The following is a 22747-nucleotide window of genomic DNA, read 5'->3' as shown; positions in this document are numbered from 1 at the left end:
CCTTTAAATTACTTTTACATCGCAGGTGTACTTTCTCTTGCCAGTTAAGTCCACCTTGTTTCCAACTAGAAGTATTTCCTCTTTAAAGTTAATGCTCTCAGCGCTAGTGCCAATCATGATGTCCAGGCGACCAGGTTCTACGACAAATTCCATCTCTTCATTGTAATACCCTGTCTGCGCAGCATCAAGATTAAACTTAAGTGTTTTTATTTCTCCTGCTTTTAAACTGATTCTCTTAAAACCACCTAGCTGCTTAATTGGTCTCGTAACCCAAGCATCCTTGAAATAATAATAAAGCTGTATCACCTCATCTCCATCAAATTTTCCAGTGTTTTCGACCTTGCACGTTGCCACTATAGTTCCATCCGTATCAACCTCTTTAGATTCTAGTGCAAAATCATATAATTCAAATGATGTATAGCTTAATCCGAAGCCAAACGGCAGCAACGGAGTATCTGGCGAGTCTACATAGCCGGTTCCCATAACCAAGTTTCCTTTTGAAGATCCATAGCCGCTTCCTGTTCTGTGATTGTAGTTTGATGGTATATGACCAACGCTTCTCGGTATGCTTACCGGTAGCTTTCCACCTGGGTTTGCATCTCCATATATTACTTTTCCAACTGCTTCTGCTCCTTTTGCACCGGGAAGCCACGCTTGTATAATCGAGTCCACTTTCTCTAGAGACCAATTGATTGAGAATATTCCTGGTCCGTAAAGCACCAAAACAATAGGTTTGCCTGTGGCCGCAATTTTTTCAAGAAGTTTTTGCTGCACTCCGGGAAGCTCTAGTGTGGATCTGTCTTTTCCTTCTCCGCCTGTTGTTCCAAACCAACCACAATTTCCTCCAAGCGTCATTACTACGACTTCACTTTCTTGAGCTACTTTAATCGCTTCAGCAAATCCATCAGTAGAATCATCAATCACATCGCATCCTTTAGCATATGAAACAATTGACTCCTGAGATAAAAACTCCACCAAAGTCTTTTGCTTATATTGTCCTTTATAAATTGAATCCATGTCCTTTAAGCTTTCAATCTCTTCGTTATTGAATACTGCTACAGTAAACGGACTCTTGGGTTTTTCATCTTTATTAGATGCCTTGTCTTTTTTCGCTTCATCGCTCATTCCTTGGAAAGAAATTTCCATATCACTTTCTTCATTGTTGGCAGCGATCATCATCTCGACATATGCCGGATATGTATATCCGCTGATTGGTTCCCTTAGGCTTCCACCATGGGGGCCGATCACTGCAATTTTTTTGCCTTTCTTAATTGGCAAGAGCTTATTGTCGTTTTTAAGAAGTATGATTGATTCCTCTGTTATTTGTTCAACAAGCTCCCACTTTTTATCATTTGCCATAGAAACACTTATCTTCTTTTCATCGACATATGGATTATCGAAAAGACCATACTCAAACTTGCTTTTAAGAACTCTCTTAACCGCTTCGTCTAATCTTTCTAACGAGAGCATCCCTTTCCCTATGTATTCCGGCAAGTGTCTATACGCGTTTCCTATTGGCATTTCAGTATCACAACCGGCTCTGCAAGCCAAAACCCCTGATTCTTGGTACGTTTTGCCTATCTTATGATAGTCAAAAATCTTAAGTATCGCAGCCCCATCCGATACTAATACACCTTCAAATCCCATCGTATCTCGCAAAAGCCCGGTAGCTATTTTTTTATTTGCAGCTACTGGAATGCCGTCAATATCAGAATAGGATGCCATAACAGACCCAAGATCAGCTTCTTTTATTGCCGCTTCAAAAGGAGTTGCAAAAACTTCGTATAGCTCTCTGTCACAAAGCCTAGTAGCTGTCATGTTTAATCCGCCTTGAGTCTCTGAATATCCTAAAAAGTGTTTAGCGGTTGCCAAAACCCCTTGAGTTTTATTCTTTTGCATCCCTTTAATATAGTTGATGCCCATTTGCGTAATCAGATAAGGGTCTTCCCCATAAGTTTCATAGGTTCTGCCCCAACGCGGATCTCTTGATACATCGATTACAGGACTTAATGCCTGTTTAATTCCTACCGCCATTGTTTCTTCTGAAATCACTTCCGCCATTTCCTTAGCCAATTCAGGCTTGAAAGTTGAACCTAAATTGATTTGTGAAGGAAATAATGTTCCTCCTGCGCCAGGATAACCGCAAAGGTTTTCACCTTGTAACATAACAGGTATTCCAAGCCTTGTTTCTTCAACAAAAAATCTCTGTATATCATTGCTGGTTTTAGCAATTGAACTTGCTGATATAAGGCCCAGTGTACTGTATTGTGTTATCCTGCCCAGTCCATCCTTAAATTTAATTTTGGCTTCATTATTAAGTTCTCCGTTTTCAACGAAATTAACTGGCAAGTCGCTGCATAACTGTGCAACTTTTTCTTCTATTGTCATTTTGGAAAGAAGGTCATCAACCCTAACATTGCTTGGTTGGTGCTTGTCTTTGTAAAGTAATCCTTTTGGCATATCAACTCTCCTTATCAATCATTTTTTTTCACATAAGTTCTCGGGCAGATAAGTTTTATTTTGAAATTATATTCTTGAATACCAGCTTGTTTTTCTTCTTGTTAAATAATTCTATAGCTTAAACAGTTGCCTATGGCCTTATAGAGAGCAGTGTATCGTTTGCATTCAGAGTACGTAATTTTCATTATGAAACTATAATAGCACGTCTTTTTAATTTTTTCAATATGAAATAATAAACTTTTACAACTTTATTTTTTTTGTTTTTTTAGACGATTCGTATACGCCCAGCACTATGCTCAGCGCTTTTTTACCTTCCGACCCATTTATGAAAACCGGGCTGTCGTTTATTGTGCTTTCGTAAAACTCTCTAATCTGTTCAAAATGATAATTCCCCCAGTAGTTATGACCTTTAGCGTCATCACTTTTCGAGTCTTGAGAATAGAACCTGTCTCTTTCTCCATCAATGCATACTGTTACATCGAATCCTTTTAAACTGATTGTTCCTTTTTCACCTTTAATCTCGATTTGAACTGGAGCATTATTGGTGTAATAGTTTGTAGCAAACAAACTATATATGCATCCATTTTTAAATTTTATAGCGGCATCGGCAACATCTTCAACTTCTACATTTTTAAGTATTCTGTTTGCGATGTGCCCTTCAATCCATTCAACCTCACTGCCCACTAGATATTGAACTAGATCGATAGAGTGAATAGCTTGGTCTATCAAAACTCCTCCGCCTTCTTCGCTCCAAGTCCCTTTCCAATCGCAATCGTAATATGAAGGTGGTCTCCACCAAGTAAGCAAGGACCAAGCACCTGTTATGTTACCTAATTTCCCTTTATCTATGAGTTCTTTAGCTATCTTTACACCTTCGATATATCTGTTTTGAAAAATCACTCCTAATTTTTTACCCGATTTGTTAGCTGCTCGTATCATCATCTCAGCATCTGGTATATTAATAGCCATAGGTTTTTCGGTTAGAACATTTATCCCTGCATTTAAGCAACTGACAACTTGTTCTTTATGTAAAAAATGTGGCGTACATATATGCACTACATCCAACTCTTGTTCAAAAGTATCTTCAAACAAATCCGAACTTACGCAACCTTCAAAATCTTTAGCAAAATCATCAGCTCGTTCTATAATCTTATCCATAGCAAATGTGACATCAATCGCATCTGAACACTTTTTGAATGCTTCTTTATAAACAACCGATATTCGGCCACATCCAATTATCCCTACTCTTAATTTACTCATTGCTACCTTCCTGTTCTTTAAGATGTACTCTAAGTTTATCAATTTGTTTCAGAGTATTTCTAAATTCATCACTTAAACTTTTTTCTCTAAAATAACTTGCTTATATATACGTAAGCTCTTTTGTAGCGCTCGATATCTTCTTCTCCATCCTCGTATTCCACAACAGCCCATCCATCTTCATCCAACACTTCTTTTAATAGCGGAATCAACGTCTTAAAATCCATGATACCTTCGCCTATTTCAACGAATTCTTTTTCATCATTCAAATCCCTTAGGTGAACGTAATTTATTCTATCCCTGTATTCTTTCACGAGTTCGATTGGGTCATTGCCTGTCTTATATACCCACCCAAGATCGAACCCTAGTTTGAGATTTGGCGCATGATCAGCCAACGCATTAAATATGCGCCTGTCCTTTTCAAATTCCCAGTTGTGGTTGTGATAATTTAATGCAACTCCTATATCAGCGCATTCTTTAGCTATGCTGTCAATGCTTAGCGCCATGCTTTTAAAATCTCTTATTCCTTCCTGATCTATCCCCGAAAACATAATATTTTTATTTGGCATATCTTTTACAAATTCGGCTACTGTCATAATGCGATTTCTCAATATTCTTGTTTTCTCAGCATCGCAAAAATCATTTAGCTCGCCAACAACATGCATCGCAGACATTTGATATTTAAACTTATCCAGTATTTTTATCAAGCCAGCCTTGTCTTCAGTTCCAAAAAAACGTGATCCAATTTCTGATCCTTCAAACCCTGTACTTTTAAGGTCTTTAATCAATCCCTCTGTGTCAGTTTTTATTCTATCCTTAAATAAAACCGCGTGACATCCTATATGCATAAACCTTCCTCCTCGTTTAAATATATTGTTCTATATGTTTTTTTGCCTTAAGTATCCCTGTTTGGACTTTATCCAGGCTTCCTTCCCAAACCGGATCTTCATGTTCGATGCTTATAGTCCCTTCATATCCTATTTCTTCAAGGTTGGCTGCCACTCTTCGCCAATCCACCTCTCCTAAACCAGGCAATCTATGTCTCCACCATTGATGCTCATAAAACTTAGTCTCTTCTGTGATGTTATGAAGAATCCCTATTCTGTTCATATTTGATCTTAATATTTCTGTATCTTTGCCATGAACGTGAAAGATCTTTTGTCCAAACTCTTTAATAGGATCATATGGATCCATCATTTGCCAAATCATGTGAGAAGGATCGTACGCAAGACCAAGCTTGTCGCTGTCTATCCGTTCAAACAATAATTCCCACATATATGGCGATATAGCTATATTCCCCATCATAGGACAGTTCTCAATCGCAAGTTTTACATTGTTTTTTTCAGCAACTTCTAAAAAACTTTTAAAAAGTTCTACTACTGCCTCTAAGCTATTTTCCGGGTTATATCTCATCCCGTAAAAAGCATCAGAAGTAACTCCGGTGCTACAAACCACCTTTTCGATGCCAAGTCTTCCTGCTGCTTCTATTCTTTCAATTAAGTTTTTCTGATGATCTTTAGCTGTTAATTCGTCGGTGTCTAAAAAATTTCTGCAATATATCAAAGTTGTGATATCAATGTTACCTTCTTCTTTTATTTTAAAAAATTTTTCTTCATCCAAGGCGATTGCCGGACCGACCTCCATATCTTTCAATCCATTTGCGATAGCCCAGGAAGCCATATCGTCGATGTCTTTTAAACCTTGCCAACTAAGGCTGTTAGTATGAAATCCTATCCTCATTTTTGCCTCCATTTTAAAGTTTAATAGCATTGCCGGTTTCTGTAGACTCCGCCAAAGTATCTAGTAATTCTTGAATATATAAGCCTCTCTTGAAGTCTCTCTTTGATTTTTGTCCTGACATGACATTGCTAATGAACTCATCATTTTGTTCATGGAACCTTGACTTTACTTTAAACTCTTCAGGTACATCTATGATTTCTGGGCTCTTGTCAAAGGCAAATGATTCGTCTTTGTCTTTAAGAAGCATTTTGATCTTGTTGTCATCGCCAAAGTAAATAAGAATACCGCCTTCTCCTATGATTTCCCAATTATGAGCTGAAAGCCCTACTCGACTTGATAAAAATGTAGATACAGCTCCTTCTTTTAATTTAACTGCAAACGCAGCTGTGTCATCATTGGTAACTGGAGCTTTCCCTTTTCCACCAATTACATTTCTTTCTTTAATACACGTATTTATCAAAGATGTAACTTCAGAAATTTTGCCTTCAGTATCACTTAAGAGATAATCCGTCAGGTCCAACATGTGGGATCCAAAGTCAGCCAGGGCTCCTGTGCCGGAGGTTTCTTTTCTCATTCTCCATTCCAGCATTACATTCTCTTTTCCGGCTATACGTCCTCCACCTAATTGATGATTGCATGCATAAATCTTTCCTATCTTTCCTTCATCGATGATGCTTTTCATATACTTGATTGCAGGAATGCCTCTATAGCAGAACCCTGTCATGTTTACAAGCTCAGGATATTTTTCTGCTGCTTCAACCATCTTTTTAGCCTCAACCGAATCAGTACTGATAGGTTTTTCACACAGCACATGAACTCCGTTTTCAAGCGCTTTTAAAGATAACTCCGCGTGGGTATTATTGGGCGTACATATACTTATTGCATCTACTGATTCCAACAGCTCATCATATGATTCACAGATGATCACGTCTTCAATCTTATTGTCTTTAGCCCATTTTTTTGCTTTTCCTTTAACTTCATCGTATAACGCTACCATCTCTACATTCGGATTGTCCTTATACGCCATCACATGGGGAAGCGCTATTCCTATCGTGTAACCTGTTCCTACAATTCCTACTTTTACTTTTTCCAATTTGAAACTCCTCTCAGCTTTTATTTTATAAATCTTATTGACACGTGTCAATTTCAATGCGTTTAGTCCATAAAAATTATCCCGTAGGAGATTAGTAATTGACACGTGTCAATAAAACTTGTGTTTTATTATCTAAACTGATTCCATCTCTATAATCTTGCATGGAATTTTTGATTGCTCACATATATTTGCATCAGCTAAATTACTTAAAATCATGTGCGATGCTTTTTCTCCAAGCTCTCGCATAGGCAATTCTATCGATGTCATGCTGGGATATAAAAATCTTTCGAAACCGCTGCTCGCCAGCGCCGCAACAGCTATCTCATTTGGAATTTCCATTTTATTTCTATTTGCTTCAGATATCACACATAGCCCTACGTGCGCCCAAGCAGCTATGATGGCTGACTCCTTTTGTCTCTTTATTATATTTCTTATTTTATCGATTGATTTTTCTTCATCGGAATCATAAAATGTAAATATTTTATCGTAAATAGTTAGTCTCGCGCTCCCACTTTCATATACTGCTTTTTTTACTCCCTCAACCCTCTGTTTTTCTTGCTCGGTTTCTGTATCAGGAATTATTAAAGCGATATTTTTGTGTTTTTTATCTATAATATAACGCATCATAAGGTATGCACCCTGAAAATAATCTATATCAACACTATTTATGTCTTCACGGTTCAGGTGATAATCTATAAAAACGTTGGGGATTTTATCTTTCTTTAATAAACTTATTCTAGTTTCTATATCTTCAAGCTTCATCTGTTCCTGATGTGCTATGAATATCAATCCATCAACTTTTTTGCTTTTAAACAGGCGATAATATTCTGGGTATCCGTCTTTATCTTTTTCTTCAGAACAAAACAATATATTGTATCCCGCCTTTGATAAAACAGACTGAATTCCACCTAATATAGGAACAAACCTATGCTCATCTATTTTACGCCTTGATACTACTGCAATTGACATCGCCTTATTTGTTTTTAGAGCTTGAGCTGTATTATCTGGGAAATAACCAAGTTTATTTGCAGCTTTAAGAACCTTATCTCTAGTTTCTTCTTTTAAGCTAACGCTATCAACATTATTTAAAACATACGAAACTGTTGTTCTAGAAACTCCCGCTTCTTTTGCCACATCGACGCTGGTTACACGACTCTTCATGATTTACCCCATTCATAATTATTTCATGGTGTTATTGTAAACCATTAACTGACACGTGTCAATCTTTTATTTATATTTCCACAAAAAGCTCTTACCATAAAGATAAGAGCTCTTCCTAGTTCTGCCTGATAACAGCCACAAAATCCGGTATCACTTTAAATCTCAAATTTTCTCCTATATCCACTACTTTCTCAGGGTGTATGTGTACCAGAAGATCCTTGCATTCTCCACTTGGAGTTTCTACGATGATCACCGCATCTATCGCATCTCCTGAGTAAGTGAATTCTTTAAGCTTCCCTTCAATTTCTCCCGAGTCGTCAAGCTCCAAGCTATCCGGTCTGATAGAGATAAACGCATATTCTCCAGGACTTAAGTCGTGGGTATGGCTACATGGCATTACTCCGAAAGCAGTTCTTACAGATGCTTTATCATCATTGATTGTTCCTGCAAGAATATTAGTCTGTCCAACAAATGTTGCCACAAATCTGTTTTCAGGATATTGATAGATCTCTCTAGGAGTGCCAATCTGTTGTATCTCTCCTTCTTTCATTACTACTACTTTGTCACTTATCGCAAGGGCATCCTTTTGATCATGGGATACAAATATGGCGGTTGTACCGCTGTCCTTGATTATTCTCTTAATTTCAACCCGCATCTGAACCCTAAGGTCAGCATCCAAGTTGCTGAATGGTTCGTCAAGCAGGACCACTACCGGTCTTCTCGCCAAAGCTCTCGCAAGGGCAACCCTTTGCTGTTGTCCCCCTGATAACTCATGGGGCCGTCTATTCTCATATCCAGAAAGATTGACAAGCTTCAATACTTCAGCAATTCTGGCATTTTTATCTTTCTCTTTGTAGCCAAAAGCAACATTATCGAATACATTCAAATGAGGAAATAGCGCATAATCCTGAAAAACCATCCCTACTCCTCTTTTTTCAGGTGGTACCCAGGCGCTTTGATCGCTGACCACCTTGCCTCCGATTTTCATTTCCCCTTTGTCAGCTCTTTCAAAGCCTGCTATAAGGCGCAATGTAGTCGTCTTTCCACAGCCACTTGGACCAAGAAGGGTGAGTATCGTTCCTTTATCTACAGATATGTTAATATCCTTTAATGCAGGTTCCTTTGCACCAAAATATGTTTTGCCTATATTATTTAATTCTATATCTATCATATGACACCGTCCTAATATTTGCTTACCATGTACTTCAATGGGATTATTGAAACCAATATGATCAAAAGTGCTGCAGGTGCAGCTAAATGATACACTGCTTCACTTGCCTCAAAGTATACCCTGATCGCCAAAGTGTCAAACCCTGGTGGTCTCAGCATCAAAGTTACAGGTAGCTCTTTGATGGAGTTTACAAAAACCAGCGCACCTCCGGCAAATACTCCTGGGAGCATATTGGGTAATATGACTTTAAATATGACGCCCCAGGACGAATATCCCAGGCTCCTCGCCGCTTCGTCTATTTTGGGAGATATCTGGTTTAGGGAAGACTCCCCGGATTGCATTGCCTGGGGTAAAAACCTCACCACGAAAGCTATGGCAACCACATAAAATGTGCCGTATAATGCCGGTATATGATTGTTGAATATGAACACGAATCCAAGCGCTACGATTACCCCTGGCAGAGCATATCCTGCGTAAGCCAATCTGTCTATGAAGCTAGTAAGATAAGCGGGATATCTGCTTTTTAAATAAATTATCGGGATGGAAAAAGCCATGCATAAAAAGGCAGCAAGTCCCGAAACCTTAAGGCTATTCAATGCAAATCCTATAAATCTCATATCAAGCGCCCCTGTCACCAATCCAATCCGTGACCAGTATATCAAAACGGATATGGGAAGCACTACAGAAATAAAAAATACCAACGATACATAAAAGAGAGCAAGTGGTTTAAGCTTGCCCAATGGTATTGTATCCGGCTTTTTATAGGAGCTTCCTGTTTGATAGTACCTATTTTTCCTTCTGCTCCAAGATTCGAATCTCAACAGAATTACTGTCATTAAAATCAACACGAGGCTCAAAACCGCAGCTGATGCGGTATCAAATCCAGCACGTTGAAAGTATATCGCAGCAGTGAAAGTTACGTACCTTAGCATTGAAACAGCGCCAAAGTCAGACATGACGTAAAGCGCTACCAATATAGCCCCCGCTCCGATAGCCGGACGCATCAACGGAAGGTTTACCTTCCAAAAAGTTTCCCAGGCACTCATTCCAAGTGAGTAGGCTGCTTCTTCGTAGCTTCGGTTCATTTTTTTTAGTGCAGCCCTTACCAGAAGATATACGTAGGGATATGTGAACATGGATAGTACAAAAAATGTCCCACCGAATGTATAAATGTCAAATGGGTAATCTCCTATCCACAAATCTCTGAGCCAGCCACTTCTGCCAAATACTATGATATAGGTAACTGCCCCTACATACGGTGGAATAACCAAAGGCACCACTAGTAGCCACTGCCATATTTTTTTCCCCGGTATATCCGTTCTTGTAAGAATCCAAGCCAAGGATACTCCTAGAAAAATTGCCATGAATGTGACAGCCGCAGCCAAAGATACCGTGTTCCACAGAAGCTGAGGGATCCTATCATCTAGAAGCCGCATCCATCTTTCCCCACCTGCTGTTATAGACCTTGCTGCTACGTAAAGTACAGGTATTGCCATAACAAAGGCTACAAAAAGTCCCAGCAGGAGAAGAATAAGACTTGGGGGATTGCTTCTCCACATCCCATACCATTTCTGTTTTAATTTCTTCATCCTGCTGCTCCTTCACATAAATATTTGTCGCGTTATTTTAAATCCAAGTCCAATCCCGATTCTTCTATCAACGTTCTGGTATCTTGAAAATAGTTCCCAAGCTCTTTGACAGGCATGTCCTGGACTTTCAAGTCTTTAAACTCAATAATAAACGGTTCGACTTCAGTCGGGTATTCCGCTCCGAATTGTGAATTAATCAATAGCTCCAATGATTCCCCTACAAAAGCAACTTGGTTTTCCGGAAGCAAAATCCACTCTAGGAAAGCCGATGCGTTATCGGAATTAGGTCCGCCTTTGACAAGTCCAACGCCTGCAGCATTTGCCACTGCGCCCATTTGCCCTTCTTCCTGATCCAAATATATGAAACCTACATTATTATTTTCAGGTTCTAAGAGCTGTTGGTGGAAGTAGTAATTATTGACTAGACCAAATGTATGCTCTCCTGCTCCTACTGCCCTTCTGATGTCTCCGTGTCCTTCATATATCCCTGCAGAGTTTTCTCTGACGGCAGTTATCCACTCAGCTGTTTTTTCGTCCCCCCACTCATATCTAAGTGCAGATACGTGTCCTATCATTCCACCATTTCCACCTCTGGTTATCGCATAACCGTTTGGCACTTCAGACCATTTTGGATCAAAAAGATCTTCTATGCTTTTTGGCATTTCATCTTCGCTGATCAAGTCCTTGTTGTAAATAAATCCTCTAGCTCTTGCCGAGATAGCAAAATACGAATTATTATCTGCTCTGAATTCTTCAGGTATAGAGTCAATTCCTTGGATGTCGCTACCCTCTAGGTAACCTTCCATATCTAAGTACCCTAGAGCTCCCAGATCATTTGATATAAATATATCCGCTCTCGGGTTGTTCCCTTCCTCAATAATCTGAAGCGGGTTTGCCCCGTGAAGAGCTACAACTTCAATCCCTGTATCCTCAGTGAATTTGTTCAATAATTCTTCAACAAACTTTTCATTCCTTCCGGAATATACCACCAATTCATTTGACGACGAGTCCGAATTTTGACCATCGGAACTGCATCCTGTAAATAGCACAATTGTTAAAAGAGTAATAACCAAACCAACCAATAATGATTTTTTCACTTTCCTGCCTCCTAAGATGTTTTGTATTTGTTGAAGATGTATCTTCAATTTTATTTAATTGATAATGAGTATCAATCTCACACGCTTGATTATACATGGCACAAAACCCTTTGTCAATACAGATACATGATTATTTATATCTTTTTTATATGTTATTCTCTTCTTCCTAATTAAAAAACGCAGGTTCCCCTGCGCATATAGTCATTCCACTATAAATTGCCCCATCATTCCTCTATCCTCGTGTTCTAGTATGTGGCAATGATACATGAAAAGCCCTTCTTTTTTAAACATTACTTTAATCACGACCTCTTCACCCACATCCACATAAACCGTATCTTTATGACCCGACTCTTCAGGTGTCGGCTTTTCGCCATTTCTAGACACTACTTGGAACTGGGTCCCATGAACATGAAATGGATGTCCTGTAGCCATCATTCCCCCTACATTTCTTACTATCCAGTATTCAGTGGCATTTAAATCTACCCTTTCATCTATTCTGTTCATATCATAGTATTTCCCATTGATCGTACCGCTTATCCCCATGCTTTGCAGCTCAAATATCCTTGTATTTGAAGCTTCATCAGCAGCAATATCAGCAACTTCTGCTAGTTCTTCTGGAATATCTGGAGATTTCTCAAGTTCTCCATCTATTACAAGCTCTAAAATCAAATCATCGTTTGATACTAACTTTACTGACTTATCATTAAATTCAGAAAAATCCACAACTATTTCTGCCCTCTCTCCAGGCGATAAGAATATTGCTTCTTTTTTTAGAGGTTTTTCTAAAAAACCTCCGTCTGAGGCAATCATCAAAAACTCAGCCCTGTTGCTCAACCTGAAGCTGAAATTCTGTGAATTAGATCCATTTAATAGCCGGAACCTTACTTTTTCTCGTTTTACGATAAAATATGGGTCCAATGTTCCGTTAACTAAAATTTTGTCTCCTTTGTCGACCCCCATCATGGATACCCTGTAATCGAAGCTTCCGTCAATATTAAAGTTTCTGTCTTGAACAACCAGCGGTATGTCATCAATTCCATAATCTTTCGGTATGCTCATAGTGTCCGTAAATTCATCATCAATGTAAATCAGTCCAGCCAACCCGTAATAAACCTGGTTCGCAACCGTACCGGCAAAGTGTGGATGATACCACAAAGTCGAAGCAGGCTGTTCTACTTTAAATTTTGCATTCCATGTTTCTCCAGAAGCTATCCCCTGCATCGGACCTCCGTCATTTTCACCATCTACCACTAATCCATGCCAGTGGATAGTGGTCCATTCATTTAGATTGTTTTCAACCACGATGCTAACATCCTGCCCTTTCACGAGACGAATCACAGGCCCTAAATATGAACCATTATAGCCCAAGGTGGGGGTTAACCTCCCCTTTGTGAACTCTGTTTGAGAAATACCAGCCTCCAACTTAAATTCTGCAATTCCAGGGTCTGCATTTAAATCATCCAGTATCTCCGGTATCTTAAGCTTATTTTTCCCTTCAAGGTCTACATCGCTTCCTCCGAAAAACGTATAATAAGCTGTCAACACAAAACCAACGGCAGCCACCACTATGATTAAGCTTAGAAATTTGTTTAGTTTCTCTTTCATGTTTTTCATATCACACCTCGTATTTTCAATCAGCAACTTAAATACAATTCACTTTTATTGCGGTTGTTGTTCAAACTTCACCCCATGCTTAATATTACTTTCCAAACAGAACCAGGTATATATCCATATCGTTTTTTTCTAAAAATTCTTCTATTGCTTTTGAAGCCACTGATATGGCATTCTCCTTTGGGTATCCGAAAATCCCCGATGAAATCAAGGGAAATGCAATAGACTTTATTCCATGCTCTTTTGCCAGCTCCAATGAGCTTTTATATGCAGATTTAAGCTTGAGTTCTTCGCTGTCGCTTCCACCTCTCCAAATCGGACCCACCGTGTGGATTATATATCTGGCTTTTAAGTTAAAACCTTCCGTTATAACCGCCTTGCCCACAGGACATTGTCCAATTTCATCACAAGCTCTTTGAAGCTTGTCTGCCCCTGCGGCTTTAAATATGGCTCCGCATACTCCTCCCCCCATCTGAAGCTCTGTATTTGCAGCATTGACTATGGCTTCTGTATCCAATTTGGTTATATCGTTATTGATAATTTGAAATGACATGGCTACCTCCTTATTGCTTTTTCTTTTATTAATACCCTTAATAATAACTATCATTAATTTTTCTTTAGTAAACTCGATTCATAGTGACTAATATTTATTTCAGGATAAAAGCAAATGGCCACCCTAGGGTGGCCACTCAGTCAAACTGATAAAAAAGTCCTAATCAATCATAAGACTTTTTCATCAGTTTGCGGCAGCTAGCAAGCTGCCATTTTTTCATTCTGCTTATCTCGCTGATAAGACCTTATGTAAAAATTCTTTTGTTCTAGAATTTTTGGGATTCGTAAACATTTCTTCAGGCGGAGCTTCTTCCATTATTATTCCTTCATCCATAAAAAGCACTCGATCTGCCGCATCTCTTGCAAAACCCATTTCATGAGTTACCACAACCATGGTCATACCCATAGCTGCTAGTTCTTTCATTACTGACAGTACTTCTCCTACCATTTCAGGGTCTAGTGCGGAGGTAGGTTCATCAAACAACATTATATCCGGTTCCATAGCTAAGGCTCTAGCTATGGCTACCCGCTGTTGCTGTCCGCCTGAGAGCTGCCTTGGCATAGCATTGGCCTTTTCAGACAATCCTACCCTTTTCAGAAGCTCCAAAGCCTTTTTTTCCGCTTCTTCTTTAGTTTTAAGCTTGAGTTCCAGCGGTGCCATCATTATGTTAGCTTTTACGCTAAGATGGGGAAATAGGTTGAATTGTTGAAATACCATCCCTATGTGCATCCTGATTTTGTTTATATTAGCATCCGCTGCAGTAATCATTTCACCATCAACTGATATCTTGCCATCGGTTGCCTCTTCCAGCCTATTTATACATCTTAGAAGTGTTGACTTACCGGAACCACTCGGACCAATCACACACACAACTTCACCTTTGCTAATTTCTACGTTTATCCCCTTTAAGACTTCAAGATCTCCAAAATATTTGTGTAAATTTTCGACCTTTATTTGCGTCGTCATATCTGCACCTTCCTCTCTACTATCTTAGCAAAATAGGTCAGTGCCGTTATGACAACTAGGTAAAATAGTGCGACCCAAGTGTATGTAGCAAATGCTTCCATGGATCTTCCTACATATATCTTTGCTTGATAAACAATATCGGCAAAGCCGATAACGGAGATAATCGAGGAATCCTTCAATGTTATAATGAACTGATTTACCAGGGAAGGAAGACAAATCCTAAAAGCCTGTGGAAGTATTACCTTTCTCATAGCTTGCCAATGTGACAGGCCAAGGCTCCTTGCCGCCTCCATCTGACCTGTATTTACTGCCATTATCGCTCCTCTGAAGATTTCAGACATGTACGCTCCTGCATTTAGAGTTAGAGTTAACAACCCTGCAGAAAATGGTGTAAATCTAACGTTGTAGCCTAAAAACTGCAACAACTGAGGTAGCGCGAAATAGAAGTAAAACACTTGAACGATCATAGGAGTTCCTCTGATCAAACCTACGTAACCCTTTGACAAGTACTTTAAAGGTGTTTTGGACATTCCCAAAAGCGCTGTGATCAAGCCTACAAATAATGCAATTATCAAGGCAAGTACAGTCACCTGAACTGTCATTGACATTCCTCTAAATAACAAAGGATACGACTCGCTAAAAACTTTGCCTAAATTCATAAAAACAACCTCTTATTCTACTGAAATATATTTGTCTAAAATTTCTTGGTATTTACCACTTTCGATGATGTTTTCCAGACCTGCATTAAACATTTCCAAAAGCTCTGTATTTTTATCTTTCATAACTGCAAATCCATAGGAAGAGCCTTTTTCCATCTCTGTGACTATTTTTAATCCATTTCCTTTTGATATACCATATCCCATTACAGGATAATCTTCAAAACACGCTACGGAATTTCCGGTGACCACATCTTCATACATGAACGGAGACTCGTCGAAGTAAACTAATTCGAAGCCATATGTTTCTGCTATAGACTCGGCGAAACTCGCTCCTTCTGTCCCAACTTTTACAGCTACCTTTTTCCCATTAAGATCATCATATGATTTGATTTCATCGTTAGATGCGCTGACAGCCATTACAACTCCAGAATCGTAGTAAGCTTCTGAAAAATCATACTTAAGTTTTCTTTCGTCAGTTATGCTCATTCCTGCAATAACCCCATCAGCTTGATTTGACTCAAGTGCTGCTACAGCTGCGCTAAAGCCCAGAGGATTAAGTTCGTACTCAAATCCTTGATCTTCGGCAATAGCGGCTAAGATGTCAATGTCGATACCAACATAATTTCCACTTTCATCTTGAAACTCGAATGGCGCAAATGTGGTATCAGTAGCTATCTTGTATACCTTGTCGCCATCACCCGAAGAAGAACAGCCTGTGAAAACAGCCAAAGAAACCATCAATGCCGTAAACAATACTAATACTTTTTTCATTTTATTTCCCCCTAAAATAATTATTCATACCATCTCATTATACATTAACAAATCGTAAATATGAATATTAAAAAAAATTGAAAACCATAAATTTACTTTAAATTTATCTTTTGCCGATTTCTTTTATAGTTAATATCTTGCCCTTTATGGTCTTGTTTTTTAGACCATTGTATACCTGTCTTCCTTTGCCTTCAAAAACCTCAACGTAAGTACAGGTATCCTGTATATCAATTATTCCTATGTCTTCAGCCTCGATACCCTCTATGTTGCTTATCGCCCCCAAGATGTCTGCCGGCCTGATTTTTTTCTTTTTCCCTGCGTTGATCCTGATACGAGTAATATCCCTGTGGATTTCTTCTCCCTTGCTCGTTTTAGGCTTAAGCCTTACATTTTTTCTTGCCGCCTCATCCTTAGACTTATATAAGAAATCCTTTGCTTCTTTTTTAGGAATTCGGTATCCCAGATATTCTTCTACATATTCTAGTCTATGGCTTTCCTTTGGAGATAGCAGCGTTATTGCAGTGCCTTTTTTATTTATCCTGCCGGTCCTACCTATTCTATGGATATAATTCTCACGTTCATAAGGCATCTCAAAATTTATGACATGTGTGACATCCTCTACATCTATCCCTCTTGCCGCAACATCCGTTGCAACAAGGTAGTGCAGCTCGCCCTTTTTAAATTTATTTATAGTCTGAGTTCGTTCTCTCTGAGTCATTCCTCCATGCAGGCTGCCACATGAATATCTTTTTCTTAACATATATTTGGTTAGCTTATCAGCTCTATCCCTGGTATTACAAAATAAAATACAGCTTCCCGGCAGCTCCGCAGCAAGCACTTTGTTTAATATCTCCTCTTTATCGGCATCTTCAACCAAAATGTGATACTGATTAATTTTATCTTCAGTAGGAACAACGGCTTTTATTTCTATTCTAGCGCTGTCTCTTAAGTATTTGCTGCATATCTCTTCGATCCTATCAGGAATCGTAGCTGAAAAAAGTAACGTGCATCTTTTTTGCGGCAACATGTTTATTATACTCTCCACTTGATCTATAAAGCCCATGCTTAACATCTCGTCAGCTTCATCGATTACAAGGTACTTTATTCCATCTAGGACAAGATTGCCCCTGTCTATATGATCCTTTGTCCTTCCCGGAGTACCAACGACCACATGAACCCTTTGCTTTAGCTCCCGTTCTTGAAGGTGAACCGGATGCCTTCCATAAAGAGCTGCAGCTCGTACTTTTTTGAACTTGCCTATATGCCCAATATCTTCTTTGATCTGAAGGGCCAATTCTCTCGTGGGCGTCAGTATCAGCGCCTGTGGTTTATTCTCCTCGATCTCAACTTTTTCGCATATCGGTATGCCGAAAGCTGCTGTTTTCCCACTTCCGGTCTGAGATTTTACAATAAGATCTTTGTCTTCCATAATAAACGGTATTACCTTTTCCTGAACTTCCATGGGGCTTTCGTACCCCAACATCCTTAAAGCTCTGCGAATATCAGGCCCGACGCTTAGATCTTTAAAACTTTTTTTATCCATTTTATTACACCTCGATTTTTTTATCACACCACATTATATACTAACTACCATAAAATGAGTAGGATTAATTTTTATTAAAAGTCTGTAGAACCCACAACTAAAAAAAGCCGGAAAATCCGGCTTGTTGCTTAGTATCAATCGTATATCCTAATCGTAACGGTTCGTCTTCCGAATATTAGCGCTTCTCTTCTGCTGTTAAAGGCAACATCTATTTTGTTTCCTTTGATTGCGCCCCCTCTATCCGCCGCTATTCCGTATCCGTAGCCTGGAACATAAATTTTTGTTCCAAAGGGAATTACCCTTGTGTCCACTGCTATAATACCCCTTTGCAGGGTTCTTCCCGTAGCAGTCCTGGTTCCAACTCCCGGATCCTGAGAGCTGTAAGCGGTAGCCGTAACAGTCAACGTCCTGTATGAACCGCTGCCTGACATGCCTCTGCTTGCAATGACTCTTGTTCCTACATTTACGATTTCATCTACAGGCTTTTTGACTACTTTAGTTTCGAGGGTGTTTCTGTTAACCTCTACGCCATCTTCATAGGTTACTTCAACGGTATTTAAGTTCAGGCCTTTTTTACCGGATTGAACAACTTTTGTCTTTCCCACTTCCATAGAGGAATTGCTCCGTCTAATGGTCTTGTACGAAACGCTTTCTTCTTCTTCGATGATTTCTTTTGTAACTCTGGTAACTACGATCTTCATGTCGTTATGCACCTTTTCAGTAAAGTCGTAATTTACCTTGTCCTCTTCTTTTAAACTCACATTTGCTTCTACCAAAACCTCACCGACGTTTTTTGCCGTTGTAGCAAGCTCATAAGTCTGTCCGTCAACATTTACCGTGCAATCAAGTGCCCTAGTTATCTTTATAGTCATTCCTTCTTCGAGTGCCTTATCAAGTGGTGCAGAAACGTGGTCATTGTCTCCTAATTTCAAGCCGGCTTCTTCAATTGCCTTTTCCACATTTTCAGCTGGTGTTAAAAGATCAATTGCTCTGTCGTCCACCTCTATTGAAACATTTACCGCCCTGTGAATTTGGACTGTCATCTGATCCTCGATTGGCGACTCAAGTCCAGGATATATCCCGTCCTGGGATATATAGTCGATTTCATTTTCGGCAAGAACCTCTCTTACAGTGTCCTTACGAGTCCTTGCCTCAATTTCAACTCCGTCATCGATTATCAATACCTGATTAAATGACATCGTATAACCGACTCCAGTGATGGACAATACCATGATAGCCAAGATTATCAGTACCCTTTTAATGTCGACTTGGTTGGATCCATCCTTTTTAAAAAACTTTTTCATTCAAACTGCCTCCTTGTATCTATAAGCTTTTTTATGTCTTTATACTTATAGTTCCGTCACAGTTGTAACATTATTGTAACACTTCCGTAAATATTTTTCAAGTTTAACCTGTATAGCCTTATGGCCGAGGGCTTTGAGATTAAAAAAAGCCCCCTTTGAGGAGGCAATATTGCAAACAAAAAGAGAGGACAGAAGTCCTCTCAGTCATTAAAACCTAGCATTACATAAGCTTCGCCATTCCATCTATATCCATCTTCCGCTTCATATCTATCTAGGTGATTTATAACCACCTTCATCTTCAAGCTGTTGTTTTCAACTTCGAAGGTTGCTTCTTCTGTGGATATTTCCACACTTCCAGTCTGAATATCCCCTAAACTATCTACTATCTGACTAATTAATAGCGTAAGTTCTTCATTCCCTTGATACTCAATGTAAAATCTGCCATCACCTTCCTCATCAGATGCGAAGGCAATGGTATACACTTGTTGCCCTAATGCAAAATCTATTTCATAAGGCTCGGTCCCTCTAGCTTTGATATCTTCAAAATAAATAACTGTCATTGCCTGATATCCTGACACATCGAGTGCTTCTGTCTTATTTCTGACTATTGAAGCATACTCTCCTCGACCATCAATTTCATACTCTTTAAACCCAAAAATTTTTTCAAAATCTGTATAATACACAAAGCTGTCAGGTAGCCACTCAACGTCTTCTATGTAATTCATTCTGTAGATATACGATGTAGTATTGATGATTATCTTTTTTTCTTGATTGTCAATATCTGATCTGGGAATTATCTCTTCGTCAATCAGCATGTCATTTCTGGTCAGCACGTTAATCAGTGTATTTATCTGATTTCTCTTGCTAACGCTAAAGGCATCTATTGGAGGCACGGTTGAGATTACAGACAAGCATATTAGCACAATAGCTACAATTCCGTATTTCCCGGGTTTTAAAAAGCTGTAAACCACACCGGCGACTATGGCAAAAACACCATACATGATTACGTAGTATCTGCTGTGGGTAATTCCCACATCTCCAATCTTCATGACCGAAGCAATAACTTGAAACAATACAATTGGTATCAGTACCTTTGGAAATATTTTTTTAAAAAGGTTGGCAAACCTGTTATCAAGGTTGGCGGCCAATGTCAAAATTATTATGGTCACTATGGAGTAAGAAACAAGCATAGGCTCTAGCAAATTTTCTTCCCAGAATCGTCCTCCTATATTTAATGCAATATACGAAATCAAAATCACAGTAAATACTGAAGCAAGGGGAATTATGATGTTTGATATCAATACTTCCAAAAACCTGCTGCTGCTTACCGCCCTTTCTATTTTTTCCTCACCAGCTACATTGTAGTCTGGTATAAGGGATAAAAAGTATAATGATGCGAAAAGCGTAAAAACAATATTTGCCGAGTGTGCGTATAGCTCTCCTGCCACATTGAATAGCAACAGATCTACAGCACCTAATATTAAGCTAATTCCTCCAAATAATACCCCGGAAAAAAAAACGGAGACAAAAAAGCCCTTGAATGCCGCCATGAATGATTGAGTAAAATCCACTTTTGATTTTATTGAAGGAATCCAAATAAATGCAATCAACAGTGCAAACACCAATGCAACAGTTCTTACTAGGATGTCGACCCCTATTTCAGGGGAGCTGTTCACTATAAAGAAATACCCTGTAGTAAGCAAACCAGCCGCTCCAAAAAGAATCAACCTTTTCTTCATGTCCTTAAAAAACCTTTCATAGCCAACTTGTGCCACGGTAGCTAAGAAAGCTCCTACTAAAAACACTACGAACAGCTTATTGTACATTATATTGGGGTAGCCTGCGTTTTCTATTGCCAGAGCATTTACGACTGCTGCTGCCAACAGAAAGGCTGTTGTTAAAGGATAGCGGGCAATTGCGTCTAAGAGCCCTTTAAGACTGTGCTGAAGCTTGTCAAGAAGTTTCATTTGTACCACCCTTTCTATGTTCTAAGTATATAATACCCATTTTAAAATAACGTCAAGCCATGTCGAAATATTAACATTCAGCTGAATAAAACCAATATTATATGGGTTAAACACTATTTTTGGATGGATTTTTCGTACTTGTCGATGTAATCTTCCGCAGAGATCTTCCTGAATAGCTCTTCAACAAGTTCATAGGGAATCTTGTTTGGGTTTTTAAAACGTATACAGCTTTTACCCATGTCCAGTTTTGTATTCACTCTACTAGAATACTCTCCAACGAACCAATCCAAAATTTCTGGATACATATAGACACCCATGTGGTAGAGTGAAATATGATTTTTTTGGGCAGCAAGTCCAGCAAACGGTAGTGGCTCGTCCGGATTCACCTTGTAACCCTTTGGGTAAACCCTCTTTGGAACCACATAGCCTATCATTCCGTAAGACATGACTTCCTCGAAATCTTCAGGCAGGTTTTCCAGAATTGCTTTTCTAAGTTTTTTTAAAGCATCCTTTTGGTTATCCGCTACGGCTTCAACATACTCATCCGGTGTAATCGCATCTGAATACATATCCTCACCTCCACATTATTTGCCTAATAATTTTTCAATCTCTTTACCGAGTTTTATCGGAACAGTCGTAGGGGAATATCTCTTATAGACCTCACCTTCTCTGTCTATGAGGAATTTTGCAAAATTCCATTTAATTTCTTTGCCTAAAAGAGAACTTTTTTCATCTTTCAAATACTTATACAGAGGATGAGCATTTTCGCCGTTTACTTCTATTTTTTCAAACATGGTAAAAGTCACTCCGTAATTAATCTGGCAAAATTCCTGTATCTCTTCATTGCTGCCAGACTCCTGATTTGCAAACTGATTGCACGGAAAACCAAGTATCTCGAATCCCTCATTTTTATATTTTTGATACAATTCCTCCAGTTCCTCAAATTGTGGAGTCAGTCCGCATTTACTGGCTGTGTTAACCACTAAAACTACTTTTCCCTTGTATTCTTCCATGGGGATTTCTCTGCCATCCATGGCTGTTGCATTAAAGTCATAAAAACCCATGTAAATTCTCCTTCCATATTAGTCCTGCGTTAGTTTATACCCTTAAATCTTATAAAACAACACTCTAATATAGATATTCAAATGGATGTTTTTGCTTATCCTGCAATCTGCACGAATCTTTTCAACAGCATCTCTCCATGGGACTCACCATTTTCATTTTCATTTTCATTAAATTCAGGGTGGAATTGCACTCCCCAAACATTGTCTCTGTATGCTACCGCATGATTTTTTTCAAAGCCGTTGCCTGCCAGCACTTTCGCATTTGCAGGCAGTTTTGTAACAGTTTGTTCATGAAATGCATACGCTTTAAAGGATTTAGGCATAGATCCAAGCAATGGATCCAAAGAGGCGGCCCCCCTCAGCTTGATGTCCACTTTTCCGGATTCCTTTCCCAGCTTGTGATAACCGACTTCTCCACCGAAAGTATCGGCTAAAAGCTGATGTCCATAGCAAATCCCTAGTATAGGTATGTTTTTATGGGAAATCTCCTTGATAAAATCTGAAGTTTCCACGCTCCATGGTTCCCTGTCCGTAACCATGGATGGGGAGCCCGTGACGATAACTGAACTAACGTTATCCGGAAGATACGGTCTGTGACCCTTGTATACAGGCAGCACAGCAACTTTCTCCCTATTTAGGCCGGCTTTTTTTATAATCCGTTCGTCGTGATCTCCGTATACTTTTTTTATCGATTCACCTGAAGCTCCAGTTTTTATGATTAGCAGTTTCCCCATATCAATA

Annotated in this window: 20 protein-coding genes; all 20 read right to left on the bottom strand. The window is 39.1% G+C overall.

The features are described 5' to 3' along the window. Positions 1–3: 3 nt before the first annotated feature. The gene (locus BUB93_RS03230; protein ID WP_073269643.1) at positions 4–2460 is read right to left on the bottom strand and encodes a glycoside hydrolase family 3 N-terminal domain-containing protein; all 2457 of its coding nucleotides are present in this window, start codon (positions 2458–2460) and stop codon (positions 4–6) included. A gap of 240 nt (positions 2461–2700) precedes the next feature. Then, the gene (locus BUB93_RS03225; protein ID WP_073269642.1) at positions 2701–3720 is read right to left on the bottom strand and encodes a Gfo/Idh/MocA family protein; all 1020 of its coding nucleotides are present in this window, start codon (positions 3718–3720) and stop codon (positions 2701–2703) included. Between the two features lie 86 nt (positions 3721–3806). Continuing rightward, positions 3807–4565 carry a sugar phosphate isomerase/epimerase family protein gene (locus tag BUB93_RS03220; protein WP_073269641.1) on the bottom strand — a complete coding sequence of 253 codons (759 nt, stop codon included), beginning with the start codon at positions 4563–4565 and terminating at the stop codon, positions 3807–3809. A gap of 16 nt (positions 4566–4581) precedes the next feature. Then, the gene (locus BUB93_RS03215) at positions 4582–5457 is read right to left on the bottom strand and encodes a sugar phosphate isomerase/epimerase family protein (RefSeq protein WP_073269640.1); all 876 of its coding nucleotides are present in this window, start codon (positions 5455–5457) and stop codon (positions 4582–4584) included. A 13-nt stretch (positions 5458–5470) separates the two neighbouring features. Then, positions 5471–6550: a Gfo/Idh/MocA family protein gene (locus BUB93_RS03210; RefSeq protein WP_073269639.1), complete on the bottom strand. Its 1080-nt coding sequence runs from the start codon at positions 6548–6550 to the stop codon at positions 5471–5473. A 132-nt stretch (positions 6551–6682) separates the two neighbouring features. Continuing rightward, on the bottom strand, positions 6683–7684 hold the full coding sequence (locus BUB93_RS03205) for a LacI family DNA-binding transcriptional regulator (protein ID WP_159432053.1): 1002 nt from the start codon (positions 7682–7684) through the stop codon (positions 6683–6685). A gap of 142 nt (positions 7685–7826) precedes the next feature. Further along, positions 7827–8882, bottom strand: a complete 1056-nt coding sequence (locus tag BUB93_RS03200) for an ABC transporter ATP-binding protein (RefSeq protein ID WP_073269637.1) — start codon at positions 8880–8882, stop codon at positions 7827–7829. 11 nt (positions 8883–8893) lie between these two features. Then, entirely contained in the window at positions 8894–10471 is a 1578-nt protein-coding gene (locus BUB93_RS03195) for an ABC transporter permease (RefSeq protein ID WP_084116898.1), read from the bottom strand. Positions 10472–10503: 32 nt separating this feature from the next. After that, positions 10504–11568 carry an extracellular solute-binding protein gene (locus BUB93_RS03190; RefSeq protein WP_073269636.1) on the bottom strand — a complete coding sequence of 355 codons (1065 nt, stop codon included), beginning with the start codon at positions 11566–11568 and terminating at the stop codon, positions 10504–10506. A gap of 201 nt (positions 11569–11769) precedes the next feature. Beyond that, complete coding sequence (locus BUB93_RS03185; RefSeq protein ID WP_073269635.1) at positions 11770–13182, bottom strand: multicopper oxidase family protein; 1413 nt, start codon at positions 13180–13182, stop codon at positions 11770–11772. An 85-nt stretch (positions 13183–13267) separates the two neighbouring features. After that, positions 13268–13732, bottom strand: a complete 465-nt coding sequence (locus BUB93_RS03180; RefSeq protein WP_073269634.1) for a macro domain-containing protein — start codon at positions 13730–13732, stop codon at positions 13268–13270. Between the two features lie 225 nt (positions 13733–13957). Further along, the gene (locus BUB93_RS03175; RefSeq protein ID WP_073269633.1) at positions 13958–14698 is read right to left on the bottom strand and encodes an amino acid ABC transporter ATP-binding protein; all 741 of its coding nucleotides are present in this window, start codon (positions 14696–14698) and stop codon (positions 13958–13960) included. Next, positions 14695–15357: an amino acid ABC transporter permease gene (locus BUB93_RS11305; protein WP_073269632.1), complete on the bottom strand. Its 663-nt coding sequence runs from the start codon at positions 15355–15357 to the stop codon at positions 14695–14697. The genes BUB93_RS03175 and BUB93_RS11305 overlap by 4 nt, the downstream gene beginning before the upstream one ends. A gap of 12 nt (positions 15358–15369) precedes the next feature. Further along, a complete protein-coding gene (locus BUB93_RS11300; RefSeq protein WP_073269631.1) occupies positions 15370–16128 on the bottom strand; it encodes a transporter substrate-binding domain-containing protein in 759 nt (252 codons plus the stop codon). A gap of 103 nt (positions 16129–16231) precedes the next feature. Next, positions 16232–17671 (bottom strand): DEAD/DEAH box helicase, encoded by a 1440-nt coding sequence (locus BUB93_RS03160; RefSeq protein ID WP_073269630.1) that lies wholly within the window; start codon positions 17669–17671, stop codon positions 16232–16234. Positions 17672–17805: 134 nt separating this feature from the next. Continuing rightward, the gene (locus BUB93_RS03155) at positions 17806–18975 is read right to left on the bottom strand and encodes a ubiquitin-like domain-containing protein (RefSeq protein ID WP_073269629.1); all 1170 of its coding nucleotides are present in this window, start codon (positions 18973–18975) and stop codon (positions 17806–17808) included. A 200-nt stretch (positions 18976–19175) separates the two neighbouring features. Beyond that, the gene (locus tag BUB93_RS03150; protein WP_073269628.1) at positions 19176–20942 is read right to left on the bottom strand and encodes a DUF4153 domain-containing protein; all 1767 of its coding nucleotides are present in this window, start codon (positions 20940–20942) and stop codon (positions 19176–19178) included. Positions 20943–21055: 113 nt separating this feature from the next. Next, complete coding sequence (locus tag BUB93_RS03145) at positions 21056–21511, bottom strand: DUF1801 domain-containing protein (protein ID WP_073269627.1); 456 nt, start codon at positions 21509–21511, stop codon at positions 21056–21058. Positions 21512–21526: 15 nt separating this feature from the next. After that, the gene (locus BUB93_RS03140) at positions 21527–22006 is read right to left on the bottom strand and encodes a glutathione peroxidase (RefSeq protein WP_073269626.1); all 480 of its coding nucleotides are present in this window, start codon (positions 22004–22006) and stop codon (positions 21527–21529) included. Positions 22007–22101: 95 nt separating this feature from the next. Next, positions 22102–22740, bottom strand: a complete 639-nt coding sequence (locus tag BUB93_RS03135) for a glutamine amidotransferase (RefSeq protein ID WP_073269625.1) — start codon at positions 22738–22740, stop codon at positions 22102–22104. Positions 22741–22747: the final 7 nt, after the last annotated feature.

This window comes from Alkalibacter saccharofermentans DSM 14828, assembly GCF_900128885.1.
GTDB classification, from domain to species: Bacteria; Bacillota; Clostridia; order Eubacteriales; family Alkalibacteraceae; genus Alkalibacter; species Alkalibacter saccharofermentans.
Note: the sequence above shows the minus strand (reverse complement) of the source record. Positions and strands in the feature narration are given on the sequence as shown.

Bases quoted from the DNA above. Each gene is read 5' to 3' on its own strand.
- BUB93_RS03230 (WP_073269643.1), bottom strand. From the start codon at position 2,460: ATGCCAAAAGGATTACTTTACAAAGACAAGCACCAACCAAGCAATGTT.
- BUB93_RS03225 (WP_073269642.1), bottom strand. From the start codon at position 3,720: ATGAGTAAATTAAGAGTAGGGATAATTGGATGTGGCCGAATATCGGTT.
- BUB93_RS03220 (WP_073269641.1), bottom strand. From the start codon at position 4,565: ATGCATATAGGATGTCACGCGGTTTTATTTAAGGATAGAATAAAAACT.
- BUB93_RS03215 (WP_073269640.1), bottom strand. From the start codon at position 5,457: ATGAGGATAGGATTTCATACTAACAGCCTTAGTTGGCAAGGTTTAAAA.
- BUB93_RS03200 (WP_073269637.1), bottom strand. From the start codon at position 8,882: ATGATAGATATAGAATTAAATAATATAGGCAAAACATATTTTGGTGCA.
- BUB93_RS03195 (WP_084116898.1), bottom strand. From the start codon at position 10,471: ATGAAGAAATTAAAACAGAAATGGTATGGGATGTGGAGAAGCAATCCC.
- BUB93_RS03185 (WP_073269635.1), bottom strand. From the start codon at position 13,182: ATGAAAAACATGAAAGAGAAACTAAACAAATTTCTAAGCTTAATCATA.
- BUB93_RS03180 (WP_073269634.1), bottom strand. From the start codon at position 13,732: ATGTCATTTCAAATTATCAATAACGATATAACCAAATTGGATACAGAA.
- BUB93_RS03175 (WP_073269633.1), bottom strand. From the start codon at position 14,698: ATGACGACGCAAATAAAGGTCGAAAATTTACACAAATATTTTGGAGAT.
- BUB93_RS11305 (WP_073269632.1), bottom strand. From the start codon at position 15,357: ATGAATTTAGGCAAAGTTTTTAGCGAGTCGTATCCTTTGTTATTTAGA.
- BUB93_RS11300 (WP_073269631.1), bottom strand. From the start codon at position 16,128: ATGAAAAAAGTATTAGTATTGTTTACGGCATTGATGGTTTCTTTGGCT.
- BUB93_RS03160 (WP_073269630.1), bottom strand. From the start codon at position 17,671: ATGGATAAAAAAAGTTTTAAAGATCTAAGCGTCGGGCCTGATATTCGC.
- BUB93_RS03155 (WP_073269629.1), bottom strand. From the start codon at position 18,975: ATGAAAAAGTTTTTTAAAAAGGATGGATCCAACCAAGTCGACATTAAA.
- BUB93_RS03150 (WP_073269628.1), bottom strand. From the start codon at position 20,942: ATGAAACTTCTTGACAAGCTTCAGCACAGTCTTAAAGGGCTCTTAGAC.
- BUB93_RS03145 (WP_073269627.1), bottom strand. From the start codon at position 21,511: ATGTATTCAGATGCGATTACACCGGATGAGTATGTTGAAGCCGTAGCG.
- BUB93_RS03140 (WP_073269626.1), bottom strand. From the start codon at position 22,006: ATGGGTTTTTATGACTTTAATGCAACAGCCATGGATGGCAGAGAAATC.
- BUB93_RS03135 (WP_073269625.1), bottom strand. From the start codon at position 22,740: ATGGGGAAACTGCTAATCATAAAAACTGGAGCTTCAGGTGAATCGATA.